Origin of the sequence: Sphingomonas sp. GC_Shp_6 (genome assembly GCF_026540835.1) — a bacterium.
GTDB lineage: Bacteria > Pseudomonadota > Alphaproteobacteria > Sphingomonadales > Sphingomonadaceae > Sphingomonas.
This window is the reverse complement of sequence record NZ_JALNUO010000007.1, coordinates 148410-158561: the sequence shown is the minus strand read 5'-3', so window position 1 is coordinate 158561 and position 10152 is coordinate 148410. Positions and strand designations below refer to the sequence as shown.

Sequence of the window (10152 nt, the reverse complement as noted above, 5' to 3'; positions counted from 1 at the left end):
TGCGGCTCGCCTTGCCACGGCTGCCGTCGAGGTTTTCGCGGCGGGCAACCGGCCGGTTCCACGCCACCCGATAGCCTTCCTCGGCGTCACCAAAGAGCATGATCGGCAGCGGCTCGGGCAGGCTCGGGTCGTCCAGCTTGCCCTGATAGAAAACCTCGCCGGTCGAGTTGCTGGTCTGCTCCCAAAGCGCGCCGATCTGTACCCAGCGGCGGGCGGGGTTCAGCGTCATGATCTCGAACGCGGGGGCCTTGTCGTTGGTGCTCTGGATCGGGCGGAGGCCCAAGCGGGGGAGGTCGATCGTCGCCGTCGCAACCGAACCGATCAGCTGGCCATTGGTGCTCTTGAAGGAACCGATGTTCATGGTCGTTACTCCGTCTAGGTGGGGGCCTGTCCCCCTCTTGTCTGGGCTCGGGGCCTATCCCCTCCCGACAAGTCTGTTCTACTCTCTCCCCTCTAGGTATTGAAGCGCATTGATTTCTTGACAGTATTTCATCGTACCTGGTGAGTCCGAGCAAAGAAAAGAGCCCCGACTAGGGGCGTAAACAAACAACAAACAACGCATTGACCGCCCAAGCGGTCAATTCTTTACAGCCGCAGCGTTAAGCGCGGCTCGCCCTCGATTTCATCGCACCCGGAGCCGTCCTCGCAGGGTCGCAAGTGGCGGGCACGTTCGGCGCGGGCAACATGAATGACGGAGGCTCCGCCCCGCTTGCGGGGTGGAAACCGTAGGGCTCGCTTGCGAGCCCGGCATTCTTGTTGAGGCATCCCAAGAACAAACAAGCGCTCGGCCGCGGTAGCGGCCGATCCACAGCGGGATGCCGACCGCGGCGGGCGGGTCTGGCACGCAGGGACACTGAGAGGCGGCGAAGGGGGCGATGAAATCGCGGGCTTACAAGCAGCCATCCTGCGCGATAGCGCAGGATTCATCAGCCGTAGGCTGCATGCGATGGTTGCGGTGCCAGGCGTGACGCTGGGGGAGGGGAGTGTCGCTCGCTGCCGGCCTCTTCCACCCTTCCACCCGCGAGAATGCCCGCCAAGGGCTCGTGGAGCGGCGTGCATAGCTTGGGCAAGGGATCGTCACCCGGTAGGGCGGAGACCCGCCTTGGCGGGGCTCCGGGAGGCTTTAGCCGACTAGAGCCCGGTCCCGCCCGAAGGTCGGGATGCCGCGTCATCCTCCCCTCGATCGGTCGAGTTCGCTACACTGACGCGATTGCGACCGTTGCTGTCGCCGTCGCCGGAGACATCGGCAGGCCTGCCAGGGCGGTTTGTCGCGCTAGGTGCGCATGGGTCATCGCGGCCGCGGCCATCAGCGCTACAAATAGGCGTTCCAGCTCGATCTGATCGTCTTCCGGGAGCGGGACGTGTACCGCACCCCGCAGGCGATGAGCGGTCACGAGCGTCGCCGCCACGGCGTGGGACTCGCCGCCAGCCGCCAGGGCGGCGATCTGCACCTTCAGGGCAGGCCAGTCGTGCATCAGCGCGGCGTTGCGCGCGAGCTGAGCGTTCTTCTTAAGCAGCGGTTCGACGTCGGTCCCGGCCCACAGCTGCTTGAACATCTCGTAGAGTTGATCCTGGCTGCCCCCCATCGCCCGGACGACATGCTCGACCGCGACCGCCATGCCTTGCAGGTCGCTTGCCATGCCTGTCATTGGCGATGGCGCATCGCTGTCGAAGGCATTGCTCTCGAAGGAGGCAAGCCGCAGGAAGAACGCGTCCTGCCGCTCGTCTTCCAGAAATTGAGCAAACGCCGCCAGCTCAGCGTCCGAAACCGCGCCCGGACCGTTCGTCGGGAGGGACGGCCGCAATGTCATCGTCACGCGATCGCGCTGCTCAGCCGCCCAGTCTGGCCAGACCTCCCGCAGAAGGCTGACGTCCACCCGCTGGCCCTCACCGACGGCTGCCGCCACCTGCTCGAAGGACAGGTCGAGGGCGAGTTGGAGCAAGCGCACGGCTGCTGTGAGATGGATCCGATAACCCTCGGCGATGAGCGGTCGGCCGTCCCGGTCCCAAGCGACCCACCGTTCGGCGAGGAAACGGCACAGCGCCACGATCTCGCCTTGAGAGACGCGGTAGCGGATGAGGGCGGTCTTGGCGGCCGCTATACGGTCCTCATGATACTGCGCTGCGGCGGCCTCACCGAGCCGCACGCGACCGCCGCCAAGCCCTCGCGCTGCGCGCACGAGTGCGATTTGGCCCTCCTCCGACGCCCAGATCGTCGCATCCAGAGCCGGGCGATGCTCTCGCAGCCCGTTCAGCGCCTCGGTCGGGGCGAACAGCTCGAAGGCCGGCCCGTCCGGAGCGCGGCCGTCGGTAAGCGCGTCGTGCGCACCGTAACGGACGTCGTCGTCGGTCATGTCCAATCGGATCAAAACCCCCATCTCGGCGATCTCCGCCGCCGCAAGCACCTGCCAGGCCGAATAATAGTCGCGCACATGCCCGCGATCGTAGAGTATCGGGTCGCGCGCGTTGCCTACCGGGTAACGTCGATCCGCTCGGCGGACATAGACCTGATCGGCCTCAAGCTGGACGAAGGCCTCCCATTCCGGCTCGGGATCGTCCAAAGGATGCGGGGCATCCCCATGTGCGCCACGAATGCCGACGCGACCGAGGTTCCGGGCGAGCGCCACGGCGGCGTCGAGACGCGCGCCGTCCGGCTCGACCGGGTCGTTCATGGCTCCGGCATAGTCGTGACCGTCATGCCACCACCGACGCGCGATCGGCTCGGGCCAGGTCACCCGCACGGCCGGTCGCACCAGTCCGGTGCGCTCCCACCAATCGAATAGATCGTCACCGAGGTAGTTGCCGCGATAGACCTTGAGCTGCAGCAGCTCGCGGCGGAACTCCACCTCGGTCAGATAGCGGCGGAGGTTGAGGTTGACGCGGTCCTTCATGCCGCGAATGTAGGTCGGCACCGGTCGACCTGCGAGCAATCCTGCGGCGGCACCGTCCTAAGTCGGGGGGCCCTCTCCCTCGCCATCGCCGACGCAGGGGACCGGCAAGGTGCGGCGCCATGGATCATCGCGGGAGGTAGGCGTGGATGCGAACGAAACGATAGCTCTCCACGACGCGGATGGCGTCCTGGTTGAGGGGTATATTCCGTCGCAGCCCTTCTCCTTCGTGGAGGGTACCAAGTTGTCGCACCAGACGATCGGCCTTCCCCCGGCGACCGCGCCGGAGCTTCGACTGCTGACGCGAGACGGGGAGTTCAAGGGCGCGCTGCTCGGGCTTTGGTCGACTAAGCCCGAAGGCGGCGTCGTTCAAGGCACGGCCTTCCTCGTAGCGCCGGGCCTGGCGCTCACCGCGGCTCACGTGATCGACGAATATATCGACCAGCATGGGCTTGCCGACGGAAAGTCGAGCCTGATGGCGGTCGGCACGAACGACGGCGAGATCGTGGCCTGGGTGGTAGATGAGGTGGTCAAGGCGGAGAACAGCGACGTCGCGATCCTGTCGATGACGCTGTATGCGCAGCCGACCGACCATCTTGTTATCGCGCACTTCCAGATCGGCACCCGGCTACCGGTCGCGGGGGAGTTCGTCCGGCTGCTCGGGACGCACTCGCCAACGGCGGGGGGTCGGATCACGGTGTCCGAGGAGCGGGATCGGGTGGGCAGGGTCGAGCTTGCCACCGTGCTTAGCTCCGGTCCGGTGCTGGAAGCGATGCCGCACGGACGCGGCTTCATGCTGCCGAACCCGGGCTTCGTCGCCGACCTCACGGTTTTGGGAGGCATGAGCGGCGGCCCAGTTTTCGATCAGACAGGACGTGTAATAGGATTACTGACGGCTGGGCACTTCAACGCTGAGGCACCCGCCGACAAGTACGCCCTCGTATCGCTGTTCTGGGCTTCTCTTTGGGCGGACTTCAATTGTTCATGGCCACCCAAATTCTATCCGCAGCCGTCCAAGCTCCTCGACGTAATCGAGCCCTATGAAGCGGCGCGCGTGCAGCCGGATGGCCAAGGGCGATTGGCCTATCACGATTTCGCAATGAACGATCCTTTGCCCGGTGCGCCACCGGCGTAGTGCTTAGCCGCGGCGACATAGGCCACAAGCGGCCCCAGGCGCACGATCCACTCCGGCAACCGCGCCATCGATCGGCGCAGCGCCTTGTTCAGTAAGATGTACGACGGACATACGGATGATCCAGTGTTCTATCCGCGGTTCCCAAGGAACTCCTTCTGCATGAGCAGGCCGGTCGCACAAAAAGCCTTGCCTGGCCCGTTCGCGTTATGTTCAATGCTCGCGAGGAGAAAGACGATGAAGCTGGCCGACGCCATGAAGAGCTACGATTACGACCTGCCGCTGCTGGATGCGCTCAACGATCGCGCGCTCTCGCCTGATCGCCGGGTGCTAGCCGGTGCGCTGATCGGCGAAGCTTTGGACAAGGCGTACCTGTCCGTGGGTGAGATGGAGGAAGCGTTTGCGACGCTCGCCAACGAACTCGCGCGCAACGTGCGCGATGGAGAGGGCAGGGCGATGATCGAGGCGATCCTTAGCGATCGGGTGCCGCTACAGATGCGCCTCTGGTATGTGCTGCATGAAACGGAGCTGACGCAAGCTGCGCAGGATCTCGCCTGGCTCAAAGCGTTGTCCTACCGGCGTGGGCGGATGACCGCGGTGATGCAGCAGGCGAGCCTGCCGCCGCGGTACTGGACGACGGCTGAAGGGCGCAGCGGTCCGACTGCGGCGGAGATCGTCGAGACAGCCGCCGTGTAAACGCGTTCGTCACGCGACGAGCGCCAGGACCTCCTCCGGATGGCCGGGTTCCTGGCGCGAGACGCGGAAGGGTTGGATGCTATTGCCCGTCCGGATCACTAGTTGCTCGGCGCCGGTCGCTTCGCGAAGTTGGACGGCTACTGCATAGGCGTGATCGAACGAGGCAAGGGCACCCCGCCGGCTGGATAGGCGCATCGAAACCACGGCGGGTCCTTTCGGGGTGCGTTCATGGAATGGGAAGAAGTTTTCGCCTATCTGGATGGGCACCGGTCGAATGTACGAGCGTTCGGCAGGTAGATCCCATCAAGTTGGGGTTTCCTTCAAGGGTTGGGGTCGGCGCCGCTGCTACGGGGCCGGCCCCGATTTCGTTTAGACCTGCTCGTCCTTGAGAGCAGGGCCGTTGACCGTGCCCGTCGAGGATACGGAGGCGAGTTTTGCGTTGGCGAGCTGGTCCGGCCGCTCTACATCGGGCGGAGCCATGGCTGACGATAAGACCTTCACGCTACGATATGTCGGTGCCCGCTATGCAGGTGCGCGGCTGCCGGTGAATGTGCTGTCAGATCTTCCGGCCTTTCGTGACCTCTTGGTTTCGTTCGCGAAGGACGAGTGGAAAGCGCGTCATCCCGACCGGCAGAGGGTGCCAAAGGGCTTCGATGCGAGCCTGACCCTCGACCTCACCCAGATCGAGGAAGGCAGCGCGCGGCCGAACTTGGTCTGGAGCCGGGAGGTTGCCCAGCAGACGTTGCCCGGGTTTGAGGACGAACTCGCGGAGATCGTCGAGGCCTCCTACACCGATATCGTATCGCTGTTTGACGGGGTGGCTGCCGACCGACCGGTTCCTGATCTCAGCCCTGAGAAGGTGCGCGCTCTCGACAAGTTCGGTGCGAGCCTTCGACCCGACGAGCAGATCGAGCTGACTCCAGTGGCGGGCGGGAACGTCGTGTTCCTCGATGTCGCTCGCCGTAAACGACTGATTACGTCGGTCCGTGAGACCTACAACGTTCGCCTCACAGGCGTGGGAACGCTGGCGTCCAACTCCGTCTACGGCCAGATCATCATCCGCACCGAGAGTGGCGACATTTCGATCCCGATCGATCCCGATGAGATCAAGGAAAACTTCGACGGTAGCCTCGACCAGGCAGTTCAATACGACGTTCTCGTTGAGATGGACGGCAACGAACACATCCGGAAGGTGCTGGACGTATTCGACGTGGCGGTCGTCGATGCCAGCATCGAGGCGGGGATGATCCGATCCTACCAGCGGCTCGACGAGCTTTCCAAGCTCCGGCCAGGGTGGCTCGACGGCCGAGGCGACGCCGTCGAGGACGTGGCGCTGCGCTCTGCACAGCAATTTGTCGATGCCAGAGTCGTTTTAGCCGGAGCGATGAGGATATACCCGAACGAAGGGGCTGGCGTTCTTATCGAGCTCGAGGCGGGGCGCTGGGACATGTCGCTTGAGTTCGGCTCGGACGGATCTGTGGAGCTGTATGGCATCGAGCTCGACGGTGATGGCGAGATGGAGCCGGAGCGTTTCGAGGACGTCGGCGAGCAGCTTCTGACCGCCTTCGATGCGAAGGTGCGTGCCTGATGGGCGCTAAGTTGGTGGACGGCCAGGAAGTCCTCTTTCGTCAAATCCATCCCGACCTCGTGCAGGATGGCGAGCCCTCAAGTAGTAGCTTCCGACCCAAGGAGGCCGACGAAAACAAGCTTAGTGTTGACCGCGGCTCGATGACGACGCCGGCAGACGCCTTCGCGCTTTACACCAGCAACGGCTTCAAGTCGGTCGCTGTATACGGCGTCAGCGTTCGCGGGTTCGGTGACAATGGCGTTCCTTGCGAGGAAGATGCGCTGCTCGCTACCGAGACATTGGCCGCGAACCCGGCGCACGCGCTTGCGAGCTTCGATGCCTATAACACGAGCAAGCAGAAGGTCGTGGCCAAGCGCATCAAGAAGGTCGCGATCGCGCGCGGCATACTCCACAATCCATCAGCGCCTGCCGCACTATCAGCTGACGACGACAATGGCGCCTCAAGCAGCTCGACCGAATGACGTAACGCGCACGCATGCTAAGTCGTTGATTTTACATAAGATATATTATCGATCCGGAGCCGTAACGACCCGGAACCGGCTAGTGGTCACGCGTCGGTCGGCCGAAAGCGACCTGTCTCACAAGCTGGCTCGAAGGTCGTCTAGGGTCACGAACAACATCATCGGGTCGATCGAGGATGGCTCGAAGCCGAGGCGTTCGTAGAACGCCTTGGCCTCGTCCGAGAGCGCGTGAACGAGCATGCCACGGATGCCGATCGTATCGGCCGCTTGGATGACACGCATGGCCGCGTCCCTGACCAGTGCGCGGCCGAGGCCCTTGGCCTGTTGCTCCCGATCAACCGCAAGCCTCCCGAGCACAACCAACGGGATCGGGTCGGGCATGTTGCGGCGAAACCGGCCAGGTGCCTGTGCTACCGTCACAGCGCTCGACGCCAACGCGTAATAGGCGATGACCGTGCGGTCCTCGCACGCGACGAAGGTGCGTGACGCGCCGGTTGTCTGGTTCTTCAGCGCCCTGCGCTTCAGCCAGGCATCCAGCCCATCCACGCCCGACACGAAGGCTTCGACCTCATGCTCCGCTGTCAGGGGCACGGGCGCGGAGATGGTCATGCCGGTTTCCAAGGTGGCGACGTCCGCATCGTCTCCAGGAGGCGATCGTTCGGTTGGGGCGGCAGGTCGAGGCGCGCCAAGAACGAGGCGTAGGCATCGGGATCGACGGCGATCAGACGCTGGTCGAGCACAACCTCCTCGGCTGCGAGGCGGGCGGCTTCGAGCACGAAGTCGGTGCGCGTCTTCCCACGCACGCTGGCGGCCCGGTCGATCAGGTTGCGCTCTTCGGGCTTGATCCGGATGTTGAGGGTGTCGCGTTTGGGCGAAGCGGTAGCAGGCGTGGGCATCGTGATCTCCGTCGGTCGCACCACCTTAGCAGTTCGTAGTGCCAATGTCATTACAAGGAAGCAGGATGCGTCGAAACCGCTCCTCCCGGAGACGCTCCACGAGCCCTGCATCAGGGTGGCTCTGGATCAGTCGATCGAGAGCTTGCTGGGGAAGGCGGGCGATATCGAAGCGTGCTCCCTTGGCCTTGGGCGCGGCGCGACCGAGCTCCAGCAGCCGGCGTCGGTTGCGCACCTCCACCAGCAATTCCCCCCTCTCCGCTCGCGTGAAGGCTCGGTCCAAACCGTAAAGCCTGCCAGAGCGTGCTTCGATCAGCATTTGCTCGACGCGCGCGAGATCGTCGTCGTGGCGACATTCGCGGACGCGAGCGACGGTCAACTCGCGGGCGGTCTCGCGGGAGCGGCGATAATGGTCGCTGCTCGGCGCCTCGAGGGCGAAGAGCCGGTGCATCAGGCGGACCCAAGCCCCCATGCTCTCCCATGCGAAGGCCTTGGGCGTCGACCATGTCGCTGGACGATACGCGCGGTCTGGCCTGAGCGTCCGCTGCGGCTGCTTCTCGCCGCAAAAGAGGTCCGGTTGCCGCCAGCTCATCGGAGTGGCTCCAGGTCGCGCAGCTCCACGAACTCGACTTTGGCGGTCCGCTCGCCGCCCACGGGATCGAAGAAGACGTAGCAGTGATCCGAGAAGGATCGGCACAGGCGCCAGACGACGCCCTCTCGACCGAGGAACCGCTGGATGCCGTAGGCGGGGTCGACGGCGCCGGGGGCGTCGACCAGGCGCACCCGCTGCCTGACGCGGAGCCAGTTGGCGGCACGGGCGACGATGTCCGCCCGCTGCTCCTTGGTCAGGATGGCCGGACGATCGGACCTGGGCGACCCGAAGGTGGCGAAGGGGTCGCCGACGATGCGTTCCAGCTTCGCCTCGATTGTCTCGGGCGGTTTGTGATCCCACGATGGTGCCGGTCGGTGACGGTGATAATGGGTGACCGCCTTGGCGGCGAACAGGTCCTGCTGGTAGCCGACGACGCGGCGCTGTCCTGCTCGGCTTGGTAGTCCCGACGCCAGCGATCATCCTCGCTGAGAGGACGGTCGCTTTCCGGTGTCGGCCGGAGGATCGCCATCAGCTCGTCAAACTCGCGGGCCGACACGGTCGCGATGCGCGGATCGTAGATCATCGCAGCACGCGGGCGAGATGGCCGGCATAGACCGAGACCGCCTTCCAGTAGGCCGCCATCGGCGCCTTGTGCCGGCGCCAGCTGTCCTCGGCGCGCGTCCGGGCGTCCATGGCGAGATCGAGCAGCACGCCGCGGAGCAGTTCCCGCGTGTGCGGGTCGAGCTGGAGCAGCCGCATCGTAGCCGGCAGCGCGAGGATAGGGTTACGTACCTCGGGCGACGCATGGCGTGTCCCGTTACGGTCATGTCGGCCCAGTGGGGCATCTCCGTGGAAATGGTCGCCTGTCGCGTCAGAGCATCAGGCGCTCGGGATCGGGGGACCGGGCGGCCGCGTCGAAGCCGCGTTGCCAGGCAATCCGGAGGCGTGACCCGCGACGATAGGATGGCTGGTGGATACCCATGACGAAGCACCGCCAGCCGGCCTTCTCTGCCCCCCAGAGCGGGTCCGGTCTGGTCGGACCCAGAAGCACGGTGAGGTCGAGCTTCACGGGCAGGCGATCGGACGATCGGCGCGCGATCATGTCACAGGTCCTGCGCCAGCATGATCGTCAGCACGCGGGTGGTGACGCTGGCGTCGGCCGGATCCTGGGAGCCATATTCGAGCGCCAGGTCGTAAGCGTCGATCTTGAAGTAGACCGCCTTGCCGCGGAACATGAACTCGCCCGCTTCCCGCAGGGCGGCGTCGGCGCCGACGAAGACATGCGCCCCGACCGCCCTGACCAGCTGAACCTGTGCTGCCAGGCCGTCGGCGGTTGACCCGTTGGCGAACTCGGCGAGGCAGCTCCGGGTAATCAGCATGCGCGCTGTCGGATCGCGGCCCAACCGGCAGAGATCATTCAGGCGGGCGATCGCCTCGGCGCGCGTCTCGCTGCTGGTGTCGGGCATGGCCTGCCTCCTCGAGTTACGTGGTCGCTCTCCCCTGCCCTCTCTCCTCCTGGTCGTGGCGTGCGCCTCGTTCGCGTCGATCGGACTGGACGTGTGCGAGCGGGTTGGCATGATCGTCGTTTGAAAGGACGGTCACATGAGCAGCGCCGCCACGAGATTGTGAGGGTCGGTTCCGTGTCGGCCGCACGCAGGGCGGGCGTGCCGTCGCCTTGGTTGGTGGCCGGCCTCCTGCTGCTGCATCAGCTTGTGCTGACGCTCATCCACTACGGCGTCGCGCCCGCGCTCGGGATCGGCCTATTGTCGCCCGCATCGGTCATCGTCACCATCGTCGGGGCGGCGGCGATCACGTTGGCGATTGCCGCCGTGGATCTTCGCAGGCCCAATCGAGCGCGAGCGGTGCTGGTCACGATCCCGCGATGAAATCGCGGCACGTTTG

The 10152-nt window shown here is 65.0% G+C and carries 14 protein-coding genes; 5 read left to right on the top strand and 9 right to left on the bottom strand.

From position 1 onward, the window contains the following. Together OXQ95_RS10755 and OXQ95_RS10750 are read right to left on the bottom strand one after the other, a co-directional pair. The coding region (locus OXQ95_RS10755) for a DUF736 domain-containing protein (RefSeq protein WP_267381548.1) at positions 1 to 361 on the bottom strand (361 nt) is incomplete at its 3' end. Positions 362 to 1196: 835 nt separating this feature from the next. Further along, on the bottom strand, positions 1197 to 2912 hold the full coding sequence (locus OXQ95_RS10750) for a hypothetical protein (RefSeq protein ID WP_267381547.1): 1716 nt from the start codon (positions 2910 to 2912) through the stop codon (positions 1197 to 1199). Between the two features lie 121 nt (positions 2913 to 3033). On the opposite strand from OXQ95_RS10750, the gene OXQ95_RS10745 reads away from it, so the two are divergent. The 4 genes from OXQ95_RS10745 to OXQ95_RS10725 all read left to right on the top strand — a co-directional run bounded on the left by OXQ95_RS10745 (position 3034) and on the right by OXQ95_RS10725 (position 6765). Then, positions 3034 to 4023: a serine protease gene (locus tag OXQ95_RS10745; protein ID WP_267381546.1), complete on the top strand. Its 990-nt coding sequence runs from the start codon at positions 3034 to 3036 to the stop codon at positions 4021 to 4023. A 234-nt stretch (positions 4024 to 4257) separates the two neighbouring features. Then, positions 4258 to 4716, top strand: a complete 459-nt coding sequence (locus tag OXQ95_RS10740) for a hypothetical protein (RefSeq protein ID WP_267381545.1) — start codon at positions 4258 to 4260, stop codon at positions 4714 to 4716. A 400-nt stretch (positions 4717 to 5116) separates the two neighbouring features. Next, positions 5117 to 6304, top strand: a complete 1188-nt coding sequence (locus OXQ95_RS10730) for a hypothetical protein (RefSeq protein WP_267381544.1) — start codon at positions 5117 to 5119, stop codon at positions 6302 to 6304. Beyond that, positions 6304 to 6765 (top strand): hypothetical protein, encoded by a 462-nt coding sequence (locus OXQ95_RS10725; RefSeq protein ID WP_267381543.1) that lies wholly within the window; start codon positions 6304 to 6306, stop codon positions 6763 to 6765. Before OXQ95_RS10730 ends, OXQ95_RS10725 begins: the two co-directional genes overlap by 1 nt. A gap of 117 nt (positions 6766 to 6882) precedes the next feature. Here the strand turns inward: OXQ95_RS10725 and OXQ95_RS10720 are convergent, their stop codons facing one another. From OXQ95_RS10720 to OXQ95_RS10690, 7 genes are all read right to left on the bottom strand, one after another. Further along, positions 6883 to 7374 carry a GNAT family N-acetyltransferase gene (locus OXQ95_RS10720; protein WP_267381542.1) on the bottom strand — a complete coding sequence of 164 codons (492 nt, stop codon included), beginning with the start codon at positions 7372 to 7374 and terminating at the stop codon, positions 6883 to 6885. Next, entirely contained in the window at positions 7371 to 7661 is a 291-nt protein-coding gene (locus OXQ95_RS10715; RefSeq protein ID WP_267381541.1) for a DUF1778 domain-containing protein, read from the bottom strand. Before OXQ95_RS10715 ends, OXQ95_RS10720 begins: the two co-directional genes overlap by 4 nt. Before the next feature lie 25 nt (positions 7662 to 7686). Then, positions 7687 to 8250 carry a hypothetical protein gene (locus tag OXQ95_RS10710; protein WP_267381540.1) on the bottom strand — a complete coding sequence of 188 codons (564 nt, stop codon included), beginning with the start codon at positions 8248 to 8250 and terminating at the stop codon, positions 7687 to 7689. Then, positions 8247 to 8441, bottom strand: a complete 195-nt coding sequence (locus OXQ95_RS10705; protein WP_267381539.1) for a hypothetical protein — start codon at positions 8439 to 8441, stop codon at positions 8247 to 8249. The genes OXQ95_RS10710 and OXQ95_RS10705 overlap by 4 nt, the downstream gene beginning before the upstream one ends. Positions 8442 to 8829: 388 nt before the next feature. Then, the gene (locus OXQ95_RS10700; RefSeq protein WP_267381538.1) at positions 8830 to 9009 is read right to left on the bottom strand and encodes a hypothetical protein; all 180 of its coding nucleotides are present in this window, start codon (positions 9007 to 9009) and stop codon (positions 8830 to 8832) included. A 112-nt stretch (positions 9010 to 9121) separates the two neighbouring features. Continuing rightward, complete coding sequence (locus tag OXQ95_RS10695) at positions 9122 to 9352, bottom strand: hypothetical protein (protein WP_267381537.1); 231 nt, start codon at positions 9350 to 9352, stop codon at positions 9122 to 9124. A gap of 1 nt (position 9353) precedes the next feature. Continuing rightward, complete coding sequence (locus OXQ95_RS10690; protein ID WP_267381536.1) at positions 9354 to 9716, bottom strand: DUF3768 domain-containing protein; 363 nt, start codon at positions 9714 to 9716, stop codon at positions 9354 to 9356. A gap of 174 nt (positions 9717 to 9890) precedes the next feature. Here OXQ95_RS10690 and OXQ95_RS10685 point away from each other — a divergent pair, with 174 nt between their 5' ends. Next, positions 9891 to 10136: a hypothetical protein gene (locus OXQ95_RS10685; RefSeq protein WP_267381535.1), complete on the top strand. Its 246-nt coding sequence runs from the start codon at positions 9891 to 9893 to the stop codon at positions 10134 to 10136. Positions 10137 to 10152 lie beyond the last annotated feature (16 nt).

Bases quoted from the DNA above. Each gene is read 5' to 3' on its own strand.
- OXQ95_RS10695 (WP_267381537.1), bottom strand. From the start codon at position 9,352: ATGATCGCGCGCCGATCGTCCGATCGCCTGCCCGTGAAGCTCGACCTC.
- OXQ95_RS10710 (WP_267381540.1), bottom strand. From the start codon at position 8,250: ATGAGCTGGCGGCAACCGGACCTCTTTTGCGGCGAGAAGCAGCCGCAG.
- OXQ95_RS10720 (WP_267381542.1), bottom strand. From the start codon at position 7,374: ATGACCATCTCCGCGCCCGTGCCCCTGACAGCGGAGCATGAGGTCGAA.
- OXQ95_RS10690 (WP_267381536.1), bottom strand. From the start codon at position 9,716: ATGCCCGACACCAGCAGCGAGACGCGCGCCGAGGCGATCGCCCGCCTG.
- OXQ95_RS10740 (WP_267381545.1), top strand. From the start codon at position 4,258: ATGAAGCTGGCCGACGCCATGAAGAGCTACGATTACGACCTGCCGCTG.
- OXQ95_RS10725 (WP_267381543.1), top strand. From the start codon at position 6,304: ATGGGCGCTAAGTTGGTGGACGGCCAGGAAGTCCTCTTTCGTCAAATC.
- OXQ95_RS10715 (WP_267381541.1), bottom strand. From the start codon at position 7,661: ATGCCCACGCCTGCTACCGCTTCGCCCAAACGCGACACCCTCAACATC.
- OXQ95_RS10700 (WP_267381538.1), bottom strand. From the start codon at position 9,009: ATGCGGCTGCTCCAGCTCGACCCGCACACGCGGGAACTGCTCCGCGGC.